The sequence below is a fragment of the Sporosarcina ureae DSM 2281 genome, from assembly GCF_000425545.1.
Taxonomy (GTDB): domain Bacteria; phylum Bacillota; class Bacilli; order Bacillales_A; family Planococcaceae; genus Sporosarcina; species Sporosarcina ureae.
The window spans coordinates 23,593-41,737 of sequence record NZ_AUDQ01000023.1; the positions used below are offsets into that span (position 1 = coordinate 23,593).

Annotated in this window: 15 protein-coding genes, 1 tRNA gene, 2 rRNA genes and 1 riboswitch; of the genes, 4 read left to right on the forward strand and 14 right to left on the reverse strand. The window is 42.4% G+C overall.

What is annotated here, in order from left to right; all coding sequences use genetic code 11:
• Positions 1-137: 137 nt before the first annotated feature.
• Positions 138-1,388, reverse strand: coding sequence for an MFS transporter (locus H605_RS0115470; protein ID WP_029055044.1), 1,251 nt, complete (start codon positions 1,386-1,388; stop codon positions 138-140).
• Positions 1,389-1,510: 122 nt separating this feature from the next.
• A riboswitch (SAM riboswitch) is annotated at positions 1,511-1,601 on the reverse strand.
• A 340-nt stretch (positions 1,602-1,941) separates the two neighbouring features.
• Here H605_RS0115470 and H605_RS0115475 point away from each other — a divergent pair.
• Positions 1,942-3,978, forward strand: coding sequence for a molybdopterin oxidoreductase family protein (locus H605_RS0115475; RefSeq protein ID WP_029055045.1), 2,037 nt, complete (start codon positions 1,942-1,944; stop codon positions 3,976-3,978).
• Positions 3,979-4,658: 680 nt separating this feature from the next.
• Complete coding sequence (locus H605_RS0115480; RefSeq protein WP_029055046.1) at positions 4,659-5,294, forward strand: 2OG-Fe(II) oxygenase; 636 nt, start codon at positions 4,659-4,661, stop codon at positions 5,292-5,294.
• 196 nt (positions 5,295-5,490) lie between these two features.
• On the opposite strand, the gene groL is transcribed toward H605_RS0115480, so the two are convergent.
• Both groL and groES read right to left on the reverse strand, forming a co-directional pair.
• Entirely contained in the window at positions 5,491-7,128 is a 1,638-nt protein-coding gene (groL, locus tag H605_RS0115485; protein ID WP_029055047.1) for a chaperonin GroEL, read from the reverse strand.
• Positions 7,129-7,185: 57 nt separating this feature from the next.
• Positions 7,186-7,470 carry a co-chaperone GroES gene (groES, locus tag H605_RS0115490; protein ID WP_029055048.1) on the reverse strand — a complete coding sequence of 95 codons (285 nt, stop codon included), beginning with the start codon at positions 7,468-7,470 and terminating at the stop codon, positions 7,186-7,188.
• A 186-nt stretch (positions 7,471-7,656) separates the two neighbouring features.
• On the opposite strand from groES, the gene H605_RS0115495 reads away from it, so the two are divergent.
• Positions 7,657-8,388 (forward strand): CPBP family intramembrane glutamic endopeptidase, encoded by a 732-nt coding sequence (locus H605_RS0115495; protein ID WP_029055049.1) that lies wholly within the window; start codon positions 7,657-7,659, stop codon positions 8,386-8,388.
• A 317-nt stretch (positions 8,389-8,705) separates the two neighbouring features.
• On the opposite strand, the gene dacB is transcribed toward H605_RS0115495, so the two are convergent.
• From dacB to H605_RS0115520, 4 genes are all read right to left on the reverse strand, one after another.
• The gene (gene dacB / locus H605_RS0115505; protein WP_029055050.1) at positions 8,706-10,196 is read right to left on the reverse strand and encodes a D-alanyl-D-alanine carboxypeptidase/D-alanyl-D-alanine endopeptidase; all 1,491 of its coding nucleotides are present in this window, start codon (positions 10,194-10,196) and stop codon (positions 8,706-8,708) included.
• 134 nt (positions 10,197-10,330) lie between these two features.
• Entirely contained in the window at positions 10,331-11,134 is an 804-nt protein-coding gene (gene tatC, locus H605_RS0115510) for a twin-arginine translocase subunit TatC (protein WP_029055051.1), read from the reverse strand.
• A gap of 17 nt (positions 11,135-11,151) precedes the next feature.
• The gene (locus H605_RS0115515; protein WP_029055052.1) at positions 11,152-11,343 is read right to left on the reverse strand and encodes a twin-arginine translocase TatA/TatE family subunit; all 192 of its coding nucleotides are present in this window, start codon (positions 11,341-11,343) and stop codon (positions 11,152-11,154) included.
• A 63-nt stretch (positions 11,344-11,406) separates the two neighbouring features.
• On the reverse strand, positions 11,407-12,054 hold the full coding sequence (locus H605_RS0115520) for a redox-sensing transcriptional repressor Rex (RefSeq protein WP_029055053.1): 648 nt from the start codon (positions 12,052-12,054) through the stop codon (positions 11,407-11,409).
• 153 nt (positions 12,055-12,207) lie between these two features.
• Between H605_RS0115520 and H605_RS0115525 the strand changes: the two genes are divergently transcribed.
• Positions 12,208-14,133, forward strand: coding sequence for an ABC-F family ATP-binding cassette domain-containing protein (locus H605_RS0115525; RefSeq protein WP_029055054.1), 1,926 nt, complete (start codon positions 12,208-12,210; stop codon positions 14,131-14,133).
• An 827-nt stretch (positions 14,134-14,960) separates the two neighbouring features.
• On the opposite strand, the gene tsaD is transcribed toward H605_RS0115525, so the two are convergent.
• The 7 genes from tsaD to H605_RS0115560 form a co-directional block, all read right to left on the reverse strand.
• On the reverse strand, positions 14,961-15,983 hold the full coding sequence (gene tsaD / locus H605_RS0115530; protein ID WP_029055055.1) for a tRNA (adenosine(37)-N6)-threonylcarbamoyltransferase complex transferase subunit TsaD: 1,023 nt from the start codon (positions 15,981-15,983) through the stop codon (positions 14,961-14,963).
• Positions 15,983-16,432: a ribosomal protein S18-alanine N-acetyltransferase gene (rimI, locus tag H605_RS0115535; RefSeq protein ID WP_029055056.1), complete on the reverse strand. Its 450-nt coding sequence runs from the start codon at positions 16,430-16,432 to the stop codon at positions 15,983-15,985. The genes tsaD and rimI overlap by 1 nt, the downstream gene beginning before the upstream one ends.
• Positions 16,425-17,126, reverse strand: coding sequence for a tRNA (adenosine(37)-N6)-threonylcarbamoyltransferase complex dimerization subunit type 1 TsaB (gene tsaB / locus H605_RS0115540; protein WP_029055057.1), 702 nt, complete (start codon positions 17,124-17,126; stop codon positions 16,425-16,427). Before tsaB ends, rimI begins: the two co-directional genes overlap by 8 nt.
• Positions 17,123-17,572 (reverse strand): tRNA (adenosine(37)-N6)-threonylcarbamoyltransferase complex ATPase subunit type 1 TsaE, encoded by a 450-nt coding sequence (tsaE, locus tag H605_RS0115545; protein WP_029055058.1) that lies wholly within the window; start codon positions 17,570-17,572, stop codon positions 17,123-17,125. The genes tsaB and tsaE overlap by 4 nt, the downstream gene beginning before the upstream one ends.
• Positions 17,573-17,716: 144 nt before the next feature.
• Positions 17,717-17,792, reverse strand: a tRNA-Asp gene (locus H605_RS0115550).
• A 25-nt stretch (positions 17,793-17,817) separates the two neighbouring features.
• Positions 17,818-17,933: ribosomal RNA gene (gene rrf, locus H605_RS0115555) — 5S ribosomal RNA — on the reverse strand.
• A 73-nt stretch (positions 17,934-18,006) separates the two neighbouring features.
• Positions 18,007-18,145, reverse strand: a 23S ribosomal RNA gene (locus H605_RS0115560); the annotation flags it as partial.

Below are 18,145 nucleotides of genomic sequence, written 5' to 3' on the forward strand. Positions count from 1 at the left end.
TCTAATCTATAACAAAAAGATAGAAAGAATTATCCACATATCCTACAATCTAGATCAATAGCATGTTATTTTTTTAATTGAATGTGAGTATTTCATCTATCGACGACTTTGTCAATCACCGGCTACCCAAGGTGATTTTACGAGGTAACTAGCAAAGTTTTCTCCTTTACCTTTCCACCCTCTTCATCCGGTATACGAATGAATTTAACGATAATCGCACTCACTAGGTAGAGAGCACTGAAAATCCACACGACCCCTTCTGCTCCAACAAGCCCGATAAATGTCAAGGCAATCGCAGGAGCTACGAATGTCGATAGACCTGCAGAAAAATTCAACACGGACATTGCCGCGCCTTTATCTTCACCCGCCACGGATGGTACTAGTGCACCAATCGGAACATAGCCTGCTACTAAACCGCCCCAAATGAATCCGACAATGCTCGTCATAACAATGCTGCCATTTGTAATTACTGGTATATAAAATAATAGTGGCGTGAATATCGCACAACCGATACCACCAAACCAAATAATTGTGTTTTTCCAGCCGAATTTATCTCCAATGAAGCCGAACACTAAATTAAAGATAATGTTTCCTAAGAAAAATGTACCCCATAATTGTAGCCAAGCAGTTGTTTCAATACCGTGCTGTGCCATATGCATTGGTAAGAATACTGGGAATCCATAAACGCTTAAGCTATTAATAACGCGGACAATCCCACCTGCAGCAACCCTCGGATTCGATTTCAAAATGGTGATACCTTTCAATAATTCTTTGACTGCTTCTTTTTTGTTTGCGAGTTTTTTCTTTTCAAACTTGTCTTTATTGACCACTATAGCTAAAACTGCACCAAGACATACCCAGAATATAGATGTCCACATAGTATTGATGTAACCGAAATGTTGGATTGCAACACTTGAATACCACGCGCCAAGTACCATCATTCCCGCACAAAAAACAAACCAGAACCAACCAACAGCAGAACTCAATTTACTTTGTGGTGTTTTATAAATAACCCATGTTAAGAAGGAATAAGCAAATAGCGGATAACCAAAACCTTTAATAAAATAAGTCAGAAGCATAACCGGATAATTCATCGTTGAAAAACCATATGTAATAAACCCTGCTGTACCGATAATATAGACGGCTAACCCAATTGCCATTGTACGTTTCGGCCCAAAAACATCTACGCAGACGCCTGAAAACCAGGAAGACAGCGCAATCGAGACTCCGTATACTGTGAATATAGCTGCTGATTGTTGAATGGTTAATCCACTTTCAATTAAGAATGGACTTAACCAACCCGCTTCAATTCCATCTCCCATCATGAACAACATAACACCGAAAAAGCCCCATCCTAAGTTTTTTGTAATCCCTATTTTCTCCAACATATCAATACTCTCCATTCCTGCTTATGTATTTTGCATTTTCTTTAGAAAATAAAAAACCTTCCCGTAAAGACGGAAAGAGTAGTTGGCAATTATCACTAGAACAATATAAATATGCGATCCTCTTTCTATCTCTCAAGCTACGCTTGCTGGATTTGGCACAATTATGTTGCCGAAGTTTCATTGGGCCAGTCCCTCAACTTCTCTCAATAGAAAATAATATGAAATTGGTAGAAAGTTATTAAAATTGAACTAATGAAGTTACTGTACATAATAATCAATTCAAAGTCAATCTATTATCGGAACTTTCTAAATATACTATCTCCAATATGGTATACTAAATAACATAAACTATTTGTTTAAGTCAATTTAATAATAGAGTATTTTTCATCAAAATCAGAAAAAGGTTGATTCACACTTCAACATACGCTTTCCTTTACACCCAACGGAAGTTCTCTATTTTTAATAATTATTCTATTATTAAGCTTCAATAATATTAGGATTTCATAGTAAACTTTGCAATTGCAAAATTAATCTGTTAGAAAGGACTTGTGTAATGCAATCGTATATTGATGTAAAAAATGGTATCGTTCCCTCGGTTTGTTCTCTTGATTGTCCAGACCAATGTGGATTGCTTATTCATAAAGAAGCCGGGAAAATTGTTAAAATTGAAGGTGATCCTGAACATCCAGTCACAAAAGGAAGTATTTGCAACAAAGTTCGGCATATGGCTGAAAGGATTTATGATCAAAATCGAATTACAACCCCTTTAAAACGCATTGGCGAAAAAGGCGATGGTCAATTTGTTCCAATCAGTTGGGAAGAGGCCATTACAACTATTACAAATCAGTGGAATAAAATAATTTCTGAAGAAGGTCCAGAATCGATTCTTCCTTACAGCTTTTATGCAAATATGGGAAAACTCAGTTCTAAAGGAATGGATCGTCGTTTCTTTAATCGCCTTGGTTCGAGTCAACTGGACCGGACGATTTGTTCAGTCGCCGGCGAGGCCGGCTACAATTACACAATGGGCGGGCGTTATGGAACGGATCCAGAAGAGATGACGGAAACGAAATTATTTATTTTTTGGGGGATCAATGCGGTCAGTACCAATATGCACCAAATCATGATTGCCCAAAAGGCGAAAAAAAACGGCGCGAAAACTATTGTCATTGACGTCCATAAAAACCAAACTGGACGCATGGCTGATTGGTTCATCCCCATTTTACCTGGAACTGACGGAGCGCTTGCACTCGGAATTATGCACGTTCTTTATAAAGAAAAGCTAGTCCATCAAGCTTTTTTGGAACAGTACACAATCGGCCATGAAGCGCTCAGCGAACATGTAAAGTACTACAATCCGCAAAAGGTTTCCACTATTACGGGCGTGCCGGAAGAAGATATTTATAAATTGGCACGAATGTACGGTAACATCTCTCCTTCCATGATACGCATTGGCAATGGATTGCAGCATCATGATAATGGCGGCATGATCGTCCGGACCATTACTTGCTTGCCTGCTTTGACTGGGCAATGGGAATTAAAGGGCGGAGGAGCAGTCAAATCAAATTCCGACTATTTGACGCATAATATTGCCGCATTAGAACGGCCTGAACTTCAGAAAAAACCAACGCGGAAATTCAATATGAATTTATTGGGACAAGCATTACTGAAGGAACAACAACCGATTCGCTCTTTGTATGTCTATAATAGCAACCCCGCCGTTGTCGCACCGGATGCCAATAAGGTCCAGGATGGCTTAGCACGCGAGGATTTGTTTACGGTGGTCCATGATTTGTTTTTGACGGATACTGCCTTGTTTGCGGACATTGTTCTGCCTGCGACATCCGCTTTTGAAAATACAGACTTTTATACATCTTTCTGGCATCACTACATCCATTTGCAGGAACCTGTCATCGAAACATACGGGGACAGTAAATCTAACCCGGACGTTTTCAGATTGTTGGCGCAAGCAATGGGCTTTGACGAGCAACCCTTCCTAGATAATGACGCTGAAATGATCGATCAAGCGTTAAGCGATTTGTCCAATCCTCATTTATCTGAAGTATCGTATGCTGCATTAAAGGAGCGACGCTTTATGAAGGCGAGTGGGACAGGCGATTTATTGAACCATTTAAAGACACCGAGCGGAAAAATCGAGTTGTATTCAGAACAAATGAAATCAGCAGGATTACCGGCCCTTCCTACGTATATTCCGATTGTTCAAGATTCCGATTATCCTTTACTGTATGTACCTGCAACTAACCATAATTTTATGAACACGATTTTTTCGAACAATGAAAAACATATCCAACTTGAAAAAGCCCCTAAATTGTTCATCAATCGGCACGATGCGGAAAGACGAGGAATCGAAGATAAATCGACTGTCCGAATATGGAACGAGCGCGGGGAATGTATATTCACTGTCTCTGTCGGCGAGCAAGTCCTTCCCGGAGTTGTTGTCAGTCAAGGTATTTTGGGAGATAGTTCAGGCCAAAAACACCTTGTGAACGCTTTAACACCAGACCGAATTGCTGACATGGGAGGTGGCGCAACGTTTTTCTCAGGACGTGTTGAAGTGGAAAGTTTATAACTTAAAGAAACGGATCAGAATTTCTGCTGTATAAAAATGAGCCTCTCATGAACTATCCCAAGAGGCTCATTTCGTTCTTATACTGTCACAACAATACGCCATTGGTCGATGGCGCGCTTCAAAGTCTCTGACGTTTTTGCTATTTATTCGATTCATTTGTCATTGGCGTTAATTGCTGCCCGGAATTCACAACAAAATGATCTCCAAAGTCTTTCAAATATTAAACGCTGCGCACGAAATTTCATGAATGTTTAAACAATCAAGTTTGCTTTTCACAAGTGTATAAAAACACTTATGACGGCTTTTTACACTATGACTTAATTAACCCTTCCCATCATTCGGGAAATCCTCATCTTTCCAAGAGGTTGCGTATAATAACAAGTTCAGTTCTTTAATCCGTTTAAACTACTATTGCCAGAACGCTTTTTCCAACTATTAAAACCTATTCCCTGTACAGGTATTTCAGCAATAGATAATTGATTGTAAAAAACAGTTATATATCACTACCTTTTTGACTACATTCTGAATTTACGACAAGTAATCTAGCATGCTAAAATATATTGAATTCATTTTACTAGAGGAAGTGTGAAACTCAAGAGAAGTTCTATATTCGCTGTACACTCACTACGTAACACTGTATTTGATTTATAGAAATCAAACTAGTAAAGAGGTGCTCAAAGTTGATAGCGGAAAATAGAGAACAAACCATATTTAATCATAGAGGAAAGAAAATCGTAGCAGACCGTGACATCGAAATTATTGCGAAAGTCGATGAACCATTAGTTGTTGTCTTAGGCAATATGCTAAGCGATGAAGAATGTGACGAACTGATCCGGCTGTCGACAGACAAGATGAAACGATCCAAAATCGGAACAGTACATGCAGAAAACGAGATTAGAACTAGCAGCGGTATGTTCATTGAAGAACCTGATAACCTAATTATCACGAGAATTGAAAAACGGATTGAAGCGGTTATGAATATCCCAATCGAACACGGTGAAAGACTTCAAGTTTTGCGCTATCTGCCAGGCCAGGAATATAAAGCACATCATGACTTCTTCTCAGCAGCGAGCAACGTTACCAATAACCGAATTAGTACGCTCGTCATGTACTTGAACGATGTCGAACAAGGCGGCGAAACGTTCTTCCCCCACCTGAAACTGTCTGTCACTCCCCAAAAAGGAATGGCCGTCTATTTCGAGTATTTCTATAACGATCCACTGTTGAACGACTTGACGTTGCATGGCGGTGCACCGTTGGAAATCGGAGAGAAATTTGTAGCGACGCAGTGGATGAGGAAGCAAAGAGTGCGGTGAGGAGCTTGGCTAAACCTGATCAGTCAGTATCCGTAGATGAGTGTTTAGTTCATGATAGCTATTATATAAAACGGATCCAAAAATTTAAGTATTCTCGTTAATCGAGATGGTCATTATTTCTTACGTAAATAAACTACAAAAAGCGTCAACTCCTAAATAATTAGGAGTTGACGCTTTTAAATTAGAACAGCTTGACTTACATCATGCCGCCCATTCCACCCATACCGCCCATATCAGGCATTCCTGCTGCACCTGCTGGTTCTGGTAGGTCTGCAACAACAGCTTCAGTAGTTAAGAACATAGCTGCTACAGATGCTGCGTTTTGAAGAGCATAACGAGTTACTTTCGTTGGATCCACGATTCCAGCTTCCACCATGTTAACCCATGTGCCTTCTGCTGCGTTAAAGCCGACGCCGACTTCTTCGCGCTTCAAGCGGTCTACTACGATAGAACCTTCAAGACCCGCGTTTGTTGCGATTTGACGTACTGGTTCTTCGAGTGCACGAAGTACAATCTTAATACCTGTTGCTACGTCGCCTTCCGTGTCTTCAAGTAATGTTTCTACTTGCTTATAGACGTTCACGAGTGCAGTACCCCCACCCGATACGATTCCTTCTTCTACTGCCGCACGTGTTGAGTTCAATGCGTCTTCGATACGAAGTTTTCGCTCTTTCAACTCTGTTTCAGTTGCAGCTCCGACCTTGATGACTGCTACACCGCCAGCTAGTTTAGCTAGACGTTCTTGCAATTTCTCTTTGTCGAATTCAGAAGTTGTTTCTTCCAACTGTGAACGAATTTGGCCTACACGTGACTCGATAGAACCTGCGTCACCGTTACCTTCAACGATTGTTGTGTTGTCTTTTGTAACGACGATTTTCGCAGCGCGTCCTAGTGATGTCAGGTCAGCAGATTTCAGATCAAGTCCTAGATCTTCTGTGATTACCTGTCCACCAGTTAGGATTGCGATGTCTTCAAGCATAGCTTTACGGCGATCACCGAAGCCTGGTGCTTTAACAGCCACTGCGTTGAATGTACCGCGTAGTTTGTTGACCACTAGTGTAGCTAAAGCTTCACCTTCAACATCTTCTGCGATGATCAACAATGGTTTACCTTGCTGAACAACTTGTTCAAGCACTGGAAGAATTTCCTGGATATTGTTGATTTTCTTATCTGTAATTAAGACATATGGATTTTCAAGCACTGCTTCCATTTTGTCTGTATCTGTTGCCATATAAGCAGATGCGTAACCACGGTCGAATTGCATACCTTCTACTACATCGAGCTCTGTAATAAAGCCTTTAGATTCTTCAATTGTGATAACACCGTCGTTGCCTACGCGCTCCATTGCTTGTGAAATTAACTCTCCGACTTCTTCGTCTCCAGAAGAGATTGCCGCAACTTGTGCAATTTCTTGTCTGCTTTCGATTTCATCTGAAACGCTTTGAAGACCTTCCACGGCTGCGACTACTGCTTTTTCGATTCCTTTACGGATACCGACTGGGTTTGCGCCAGCTGTTACGTTCTTCAAGCCTTCACGGATCATAGCTTGAGCAAGGACAGTTGCTGTTGTTGTACCGTCACCTGCGATGTCATTTGTCTTCGATGCAACTTCTGCTACAAGCTTTGCGCCCATGTTTTCGAATGCATTCTCAAGCTCGATTTCTTTTGCAATGGTTACACCATCATTCGTGATGAGTGGTGAACCGAATTTGCGCTCAAGTACGACGTTACGACCTTTTGGCCCAAGTGTTACTTTTACAGCATCTGCTAGTGTATCTACACCGCGGAGCATTGCGGAACGTGCTTCTTCGTTAAATTTAAGTTCTTTAGCCATTGTAAATGATTCCCTCCAGAGTTTTCTATTTGTCTACTATATTTACGTTTTAATTAATTATCCAATAATTGCAAGAATATCACTTTCACGAAGGATTAAGTATTCTGTACCTTCATACTTCACTTCAGTGCCTGCGTATTTAGAGAAGATGATGCGGTCGCCTTCAGATACTTCTAGTTCAACGCGCTGTCCGTTCTCAAGAACACGGCCTGTACCAGCAGCGATCACTTTTCCTTCTTGTGGCTTCTCTTTCGCAGAGTCCGGTAGAACAATACCGCTTGATGTTTTTTCTTCTGCTTCGATTAATTCGATAATGATACGGTCACCTAGTGGTTTCAACAAATGAAACAACCTCCTCGAGATAATGTGTAATTTTTAGCACTCACTTATATCGAGTGCTAATATAAATCTAATAATAAAGAATTCCATACATTATTGCAAGTAAAAGTGTTCGACATTTTCTTCTTTTGCCAAACGCCTTTTTTCGCGTTAAACTAATCAACATGTATGGAGGAAAGGTTGTGCACCGTGAAAAACTGGGTTGTTGCTCTGATGATCTTCATGTCGTATGTGTTGCTCCAGATTACCAGCATTTTTCTTGCCCCTGAATTAATTGTTTACTTCACCGGCAAAGACTTGTCCAAAGTAGAGGCCGTTTCTCAAGGGTTCGCTTGGACATTATTCATCACGCAAGGTATCGCTGCACTCATAATCGCTGTGATCCTGTTACGTAATAAAAAGTTCTTACCTGTATTTAAAGGAAAGCCATCGGGATTCGGAAGCGTTCTTCTATGGGGAGTACTTGGTTTCTTCCTCGCCATGGCTGGACAAATTGTAGGCGCTGCGATTGAGTCAGTGTTCGGTGTGACCGCTGGCTCCGAGAATACGGAGTTATTGTCAAACATCTCGAAAACCGCACCTATTATCATTTTTGCCATGGTGTTGTTTGCACCGTTCCTCGAAGAAGTCGTGTTCCGCCGGATTATCTTCGGTGGCTTGTACACAAAGACGAACTTCTGGGTCGCTGCGATTGTCAGCGCCATCGTCTTCGCAGCAGTGCATAATGAGTTGCAACACTTGCTCATGTACTTGATGCCAGGTCTCGCATTCGCATTCGTCTATTACAAGACCAAGCGCTTGCTGACGCCGATGATTGCCCATTTCCTCATGAACAGTTTCGTCACTGTCGTGCAATGGAATGCGGATAAACTGCAACAATTACAAGATATGCAACAGAGTATCATAACATTCCTACAATAGAAAAAATCTCCCCGTTAATGGGGAGATTTTTTTCATGTGGATATGTAGAGCTTTCTGTGAGCGGAAAGGCACCGTTGAGCTATTTCTAATTTTAGTAAGTAGAAAAATCACACGTACACATTCAATGATGTCACCAAATGCTCGCAGTCACTTTGTAGGGATTGGAGTGGAAGCAGGGGCGACTCCTGGAGGATCAGCGTGAGTTCGAGACCCCGCAGGAACGCAGTGACGAGGAGGCTCGGGCCACGCCCTCAGGAAAGCGTCCCCTGCTGGAACTCCAATCCCCGAACCCTAAGCCCTATAGTGCCCCCTACTTCTTACTGAGCTGCCATAACCTGCACCATCTTATCAATATCAGGCTTCGCTGTCCCTCGCACGTTCTCTGTCAAAATACTAAAGATCAGCTCTTGCCCACTCTTTGTCGTCACATAGCCCGACAACGAATCCGTGCCGTTGAGCGAACCGGTCTTTGCCTGCACCTTGCCTCTGACAACAGGACTCGTCAAACGGTTGCGCAACGTCCCGCCTAACATGCGGTCATTTACGCCTGCGATTGGCAACGAACGCTCAAACGCTGGATACCATTCCTTAGATTGAGCGACATACAATACTTCTGCAATCTTCTCAGAAGGAATTTTGTTTTTATGCGACATACCTGAACCATCCTCTACATACATACCTTTCGCGCTAATGCCGTCTTTTTCTAACGTTTCTCTAACGACACGCAAGCCAGCATTCCAGCTTCCTTCATTGTATACTGCACGTCCCATCGACTTTGCCAAAATCTCAGCATGAGAGTTGTTGCTGTACTTCATGAATGGCATCATCAAATAATACAATGACATCGATTCTTTCTTTGCAAGTAACTTTGTATTCTCGGGAGTTTTCCCGCGTGTTACACGAGCAGTCGGTTGAAGCTTAATCCCTTCTTTAGCTAGTGCACGTTTGAAGACGTCTGCTGTATAAGCTGTCGGATTGGATACCGTCACCCATTGGCGATTGCCATTTGAGTTAAGAGGAATATTTCCCGAAACGATAATCGTGTTTGTTCCTTGCTGACGTTTCATTGTGACGGTGTTGCGCTGGTTTTTCGGTACAGTGCGTGTGCGATTGACGACTTTTACGATGTCTGTGTGCGGAGTCAATGTGACTGCTCCCGCCCTACCATTTCGTGTCGGCTTCGCTTGGACAATTGTCGTACCTGCGTCGTAATCTTTATTCGGCGAGATTGTCAGTGCCGAAACTTGCGCTGCGTAATAATAAGTTTCATCTGACTTATGAATACCTGGTGATAGACGCTGTGTATCAAACCATGTATCGTCCGCCACTATATGTCCTGTTACGGACTTGATACCTGATTCACGCATTTGGCGAGCCATGCGCAATAAGTCAGCTTCAAGTAATGTCGGATCGCCTGTCCCACGCAAATATAGATGACCGTCGAGGATACCGTTTTTCACTGTACCGTTCGTTAAGACATCTGTATCGAATGTATAATCTTTCCCTAATACTTCAAGAGCTGCTGTACTTGTCAATACTTTTACGTTCGAAGCGGGCGTGATACCTTGATTGCCACGATATTGATAGACAATGCGCTGAGTATCCGCTTCACGTACGATGACACTGCTTCGTGTACCACGCATACGCTGGCTTGAAATCACTTGATTGATCCCTGTTTCTAAGCCTTTATAGGACGGCTGAGCCACAGCTGCTTGACCTTCTATAACTGGAGTCGTAACACTCGCCATAATCAACATTGCACCTAGTAACCACTTGCTCCATCTAGTTGGAGTCTTTTTACTATTCACTTGTATTCATTTCCCCCTACTTATTCTATTCTTAGATAGTTTACCATAGGAGTATTGGTAAATGAACCCATATTCGACCACGGTACCATAAACGCAAAAGATCCTCCTGCCTTAGCAAGAGGATCTGAATTGGTTTAATTATCGTCCGTTTTATTCATCACTTCGTCAATCTGACGCTGTTGCTCTGCTTTCACTTCTTCCATCTGGCGTAGACGTTCCGCTTTCTCGAACTTCCGATAACCTAGACGCGAGATCACGATACTGACCTCATACAAAATGAATAGCGGAACCGTGGTGAATAAATGCGATACGATGTCCGGTGGTGTAATGAACGCAGCCAGTACGAATAAAACGAAATACGCAACTTTTCGTATTTTGACGAGTACTTTAGGTTGCAACACACCAAGACGTGATAAAAATAAAATGACGATCGGTAACTGAAAGACGAAACCGAACGGCAATAGTAGCGAGAATAAAAAAGAGAAATATTCGTTAATACCGATTGTCTGCTCAATGTTTAATTGACCCGACAGATTAATCATGAATTTCATGACATACGGGAGCAATATAAAATAAGAGAAACTGATTCCTGCTAAAAACAGGAGAAAAGCAAACGGGATATATGACAGCGTGACACGCCGTTCCAAGTCACGAAGTCCCGGTGAAATAAAGGCCCAAAATTGATACATGATGACCGGTGAAATAATAACAATCGCAAGAAATACAATGACCTTCAAATAGATCACGACTGGATCTACGACGTTAAATGCATTCAATGTGACTTGTTCAGCCGGTGTATCGAACTGTATAAAATTAATCAGCGGCTTCGCCAAAAAGAAACTACCGATTGCCCCAACAATAAAGAAAACGACGATTACCATCAGCCGTTTTCGAACTTCATCTATATGTTCAATGATTGTTAAGTCTTTATCTGCCATCAGAATAACACCCTAACTCAGCGCACTTCTTCTTTCTTGTCTTCAACCTTTTTCACGTCATCTTCGTCGTCTGTAAGGCCTTTAGTTGCGTTTTTGAACTCGCGCAATGAAGAACCGAACGCTTTACCGATTTCAGGTAATTTCTTAGGACCAAATATAAGCAATGCAATCACAGCGATAATCAGTAAACTTCCGATACCTGGAGCCATGTTGGCCACCTCCTCATAATATGTCTATTCTACATGAAAACCTATGATTTTACTATTACAGTGTCATGTAATTTGTGAATCTTTTACGTCCGTTTTAATGAGATAAATCAATGTTTGCAGCTCAACAGACAAGTCGATTGTCTGAATGCGGATTGTATCTGGTACAGCTAAGCGTTCAGGAGTAAAGTTCAAAATCCCTTTCACAGACGTTGTAGCGAGACGATTGGTCAATTCCTGTGCCACACGTGATGGAACGGTCAAAATGACCATTTCAATACCTAATTCATTAATTTTCTCTTCAATACGATCAGGTGGATAGATAAGAATATCGTTCTTCAATTCACCCTCATACGGTGCTTTTGGATCGAATGCCACGACAATTTTCGTGTTATGAATCTTTTGGAAATTGTATTTCAAAAAGGCGTTGCCAAGACTACCTACGCCAATCAATGCCACATTGGTTTCTTCATCTTGATCGAGTGTTTCGCGGAAGAATTGCAACAAGGAATCGACGTCATAGCCGTATCCTTTACGTCCAAGCGCTCCGAAATGTGAGAAATCTCTTCGGATGGTCGCCGCATCAATTTTCATCGCTTCACTTAGTTCGCCTGATGAAATACGTTGTACGCCTTTATCTGCATAATTTCGTAAAAATCTATAATATAATGGCAACCGTTTTGATGTTGCCTGTGGAATTCTAGGTTTACTCACAGCTGTGCCCTACCTCCATTGTCACTTCAATGACCAACCCCTAAACAAGGGTATAGCCGCTTTTATCGTACAGCACAACGAGTTCATTGTAAAGCCGATTATTGCATGGGACGCCTCATTCCATTAAACTGATAAAGAATAGAGGTGTGGGGCTTGATTATTTTACAAGTGAATGGACTGACCAAGTCTTTTTCAGGCACGGATCTACTAGAAAACGTCCGTCTCGAAGTACAGCATCGAGATCGCGTCGCACTAGTTGGACGGAACGGTGCTGGAAAATCGACATTATTGAAAATAATTGCAGGTGAACTATCCGCTGACGAAGGAGATATTATCATTCCGAAAGATGTACGCATGGGCTATCTCGAGCAGCACAGCGGACTGGATTCGGAATTGACGATTTGGGATGAAGTGATGACGGTATTCGCACCCCTTCGTGAAAAGGAAAGTCGCCTGCGCACGCTAGAGCATGAAATGTCGAATCCTGCAGTATATGAAGATGCAGATCGCTATGCTCGCGTCATGACGGAATACGATGAACTGCAAATTGAATTTAAGGAAGCGGGTGGCTATCAGTTTGAAGCCGATGCCCGTTCTGTGCTGCATGGCATGCGGTTTTACCCAGATGACTTCGAGAAGCCTGTGCATTTACTATCTGGCGGTCAAAAAACTCGTCTAGCGCTTGCAAGGATGCTTCTGAGCAAGCCAGACTTATTGATACTTGATGAACCGACAAATCACTTGGATATCGAAACACTGAACTGGCTTGAACGATACTTATCGGGTTACGAAGGTGCAATTCTAATCGTTTCGCATGACCGGTACTTCCTCGATAAGGTAGTTACAACTGTTTATGAAGTGTCTCGACGGAAAGTCTCAAGGTACAGTGGTAATTACAGTTCGTACTTAGACGAGAAAGCGAAAAACTACGAACGTGATCAGAAGTTGTTCAGTCAAGAAAAGGATGAACGCGCTAAACTGGAAGAGTTTATTCAGAAGAATATTGCGCGTGCATCCACTTCCAAAATGGCGAAAAGTCGACGTAAACAACTAGAGCGCAGAGACTGGATGGACTCCCCTGATGGCGACGAGAAATCCGCGAACTTCTCCTTCTCGATTGATCGACCGAGCGGTAACGATGTACTGTCGCTAGACGATGTCAAAATTGGCTATGGCGAAGAGCCTGTATCGAAGAATATTCATCTGCGTATTTATAAAGGTGATCGCGTAGCATTTATCGGTCCGAACGGCGTCGGCAAATCAACGTTACTTAAAACCATTGTTAAACGCAATGAACTAATGGGCGGAGAAATCCGTTATGGGACGAATGTTCAATTTGGTTACTACGACCAAAACCAGGCAACACTCATCGGTTCCGGTACCGTCTTGCAAGAAATATGGGATGACTGGCCACAAATGAATGAAAAAGACGTACGCTCATTACTTGGACGCTTCTTGTTCACTGGCGACGACATAGGAAAACTCGTCTCTTCCTTGTCAGGCGGAGAAAAAGCACGTCTTTCATTGGCACAACTAATGCTCGAGAAATCCAATACACTGATCTTGGACGAGCCTACGAATCATTTAGATCTCGACAGCAAAGAAATATTAGAAAATGCACTTGACGATTTCCCTGGAACGATTCTGTTCGTGTCACATGATCGATACTTTATCAACCGAATCGCAACCAAAGTTATTGAAATGAGTGACGATGGCGCAGTTGAGTATCTGGGCGACTACGATTACTTCATCGAGAAAAAAACTGAGATGGAGGAAATACTAGCTGCCACACGACTTGAACAACAATTAAAAAAGCCCATCGTCAAGAAAGAAGTAGCGAATAAAGAAAACCAACGCCATGAACGCCGGCTAACGAGATCCATTGCTGACTTAGAGAAAAAACTCGAAGCTTTCGACGAAGAAATTGAAACGTTGCAAGCAAAATTACTAGAACCCGAACTGGCGAACGACCATATTGAGCTAATGAATATCCAACGCCAAATCGATGAAATCCAAGCCGTCCATGACGAACAATCAGAAGAGTGGCTGTTACTTCAAGATGAGTTAGAAAACTTATAAAGACGTCTGGATCTTTGAATTAATGTAATACAAAATGAGCATTGAGAACTGATTGGTTCTTGATGCTTTTTTGTTTATATTGCATTGGTTATGAGCGATGGTGGTATTGTATAGAGCGGTTGCGGGGGAAGTATGAGCGGTTACGGCATTACATAGAGCGGTCACGGGAGAAGTATGAGCGGTTATGGCATTACATAGAGCGGTCCCGCAGAAAGTATGAGCGGTTACGACTTCGCATAGAGCGGTAGCGCAGAAAGTATGAGCGGTTACGACTTCGCATAGAGCGGTAGCGCAGAAAGTATGAGCGGTTACAGCTTCACATAGAGCGGTAGCGCAGAAAGTATGAGCGGTGACGACTTCGCATAGAGCGGTAGCGCAGAAAGTATGAGCGGTGACAACTTCGCATAGAGCGGTCGTCACATTCTATAGAGCGCTTGTGTAAAAATATGATGCTTCAACTATATTATCCGGACAATCTCACGACAAATTACGACAAGAATCATTCCTTTCCTCCTATCATTCGTCATTTTCATACTTTTACTTAAAATTGTAAGCTAAAACACACTTTATTTCTCCACAATCTTCTCCACAGAGTAAATCCCCATTTGAACACATATGAACATAGTTATCCACCTTATCCACAATTACCTGTTTATTAGTCCACATAGTTATCCAAAATGTATCCGTTTACCATTCACAGGTTACGAATGTTACCCACATTCTATCCACAAATTGTGCATAAGTACGAATGTTCCCTCTTGACAATCTAATTTTCGTCTAACAAAAAAACACACAATTTGCTGAAAGTTAGCAAACTGTGTGTATCTTCAATAATTCCATGATTTTAATGGCATACCAGGACGACCATTCATACTTAAATCACTTCGAACGCCGCTTTTCCACATCTCATAGCCAGCCGCAGCAATCATAGCCGCATTATCTGTACACAATGAAATAGGTGGAACATAAAAAGGAATTCCCTCTTTTTCAAGCGCAGTAGTTAACGATTTGCGTAGTCCTTGATTGGCAGCTACACCGCCTGCTGCAATCACTTGCTTCACATCATATTCTTTTGCTGCTTTCACTGTCTTGACAGTCAGTACATCGACAACACTTTGTTGAAAGCCCGCCGCAACATGATTATGATTGATCTTTCCGCCTTTTTGCTCGATATTATGCTTATAATTAATAACCGAAGATTTCAATCCGCTAAAACTGAAGTCATACGAATCTTTTTCGAGCCAAGCGCGCGGGAAATCAATACTCTCATCACTCGCCAGTGCTAGCTGATCTACTTGCGGTCCTCCTGGATAAGGCAAACCAAGTACACGAGCTACTTTGTCATAGGCTTCACCTGCTGCGTCATCACGCGTTTCACCAATCAATTCGAATGACCCATGCGACTTCATAACGACAAGCTCCGTATGACCACCTGAGACGATGAGCGCCAGCAAAGGGAACTCCATCTCATGGATCAATTGATTGGCATAAACATGTCCTGCAATATGATGGACACCTATCAACGGTAACTGATTTGCAAAGGCGAAAGCCTTCGCTGCATTGATACCGATCAACAGTGCCCCCACTAACCCAGGTCCTTCTGTCACAGTGACGGCTTCCAAATCACTTGGTACAAGCTTCGCTTCATTCAAAGCTTCCTGAATCACCAGTGTGATTTGTTCCACATGCAGACGCGAAGCTATTTCGGGAACCACACCGCCGAATTGCTTTTGCTGCTGGATTTGTGACGATACTATAGAAGAGATAATCTCCGTTCCATTTTTGACTATAGAAGCTGCGGTTTCATCACAGCTCGTTTCAATACCTAAAATATAATGATTTTTATCCATTAGAATTCCACCCACATGACAAGCCCATCTTCATGGTCGTCTGTATAATAGTTTTTCCTTATGCTGCCTTCTTGAAAACCTAGCTTACGATATAATGTCCGTGCTGGTTCATTGCTCACACGTACTTCAAGTGTCATGGTTTTCACTTCATTCAAGCGGCACAGCTCCATCGCCTGACGCATCAGATCTTCTCCGTATCCTTTACCTCGGTAAGCCGAGAGTACAGCCACATTGGTAATATGACATTCATCGAGAACAATCCACATACCGCAATGCCCAATTACTTCACCGTCAAGTTCCGCTACAATATAATGAGCATATGCATTTCCTGTTAATTCATGATCAAAAATCTCTTCTGTCCAAGGCGTCGCAAATGATTCGAGTTCTATACCTGCAACTGCCGGTATATCATCATGCGTCATCTTTCTAAATAGTACTTCATTACTCATGGGAAGACCCCTTCTTCACCAAATTGGCTTCTGCCTCAGTTATCCGCTTATACTGTGGCGTAAACGTATGCACTGTTTCCGGTTGATCTGCACTTTGAGCCAGTAATATAGCAGAAGATGCACGTGGCACATTCAATGCAAACGGAGCTACATGTGCTAGCTCTCCAAGATGTTCACGAATAGTTGATTCATGCAATTTTACATCTTCTCCAACAAATAAGATTGCTTCGTTATACTCTCGTAACTTCTCCAGCAACTCTGCAAGCGCACAGTGCTGATCTTCTAGAACATTGATCAGTTCAGTCCCCTTCGCACGATAGACACCTGCGTAGACGTTAGATCTTCTCGCGTCAATCACGGAACAGATTAGACCGTTAAACAGTTGTCCATTCACCGCTAAAGCCTTCAGACTCGATACACCATAAAGTGGTTTATCAAGCGTCCAGGCTAGTGTCTTTGCAATTGTCACGCCAATGCGGACACCAGTATAGGAACCTGGTCCCTCTGAAACAGCAATCGCATCTATTTCCGAAGGAGTAATGTCTGCTTTACGACACGCTTCTTCTACTGCTAGCATCGCGCGAAGCGAATGATTGACCTTCATCATGCTTGACTCTTCGATCAGTAATCCATCATCTTTAACAATTGCTACAGATAAAGGTGAATTTGCTGTATCTATACCTAACCATATCATGTAAAAATCTCCTCACAAATACGTGTAAATCGTTCACCTTTTGGCGTACACTCAACTCTGCGGGAATCAGGCCCCGTATGATGGATGACTAATTCCAACCGATGTTCAGGCAACTCTTCATGAATAAATTGAGCCCATTCCACCACAGAAATCGCATCTCCATAAAACAGTTCGTCCCAACCTAAGTCTTCCTCGCTATTGGCTAATCGATATACATCCAAATGATTGAAAGGGAAATCCCCTTCATACTGCTTGATAATCGTAAAAGTAGGACTGCTGACTGTCCGTGTGATACCAATTGCTTTTGCAAGTGCTTTTGTGAATGTTGTCTTACCAGCTCCAAGATCACCTTCAAGTGTCAGCACGTCAGGAGGTCTTAGATACCCACCGATCTGGGCAGCTAGCTTCTCCATCTCCTCAACGGTCTCAATTTCTTTCTCCCACACAGCTAACTCACCCTTCTTTTCCTATTATAGTACTAGTGTACAGAAAAACCTTAGAAAACAAAAGCTAAGAAGACAGCCTCGTTTATTTACAATAAAAAAACGATCACACCCGTTAAGGTGAAATCGTTTTGGAATGTTAAAATATGGCGGTCCCGACGGGAATCGAACCCGCGATCTCCTGCGTGACAGGCAGGCATGTTAACCGCTACACCACGGGACCACTGAAAAGAAACCAAAAAAATAAAGCCTAGCAACGTCCTACTCTCACAGGGGGAAACCCCCAACTACCATCGGCGCTGAAGAGCTTAACTTCCGTGTTCGGTATGGGAACGGGTGTGACCTCTTCGCCATCGTTACTAGACTCTTTGAGTAAAGCTTGTTCACTCAAAACTGAATAAAAGACATTGTGTAGTTCAAGTAACTACTTTTTAAAATAGGTTAAGTCCTCGATCGATTAGTATCTGTCAGCTACATACGTCGCCGTACTTACACCCCAGACCTATCCACCTCATCATCTTTGAGGGATCTTACTTACTTGCGTAATGGGAAATCTCATCTTGAAGGGGGCTTCAT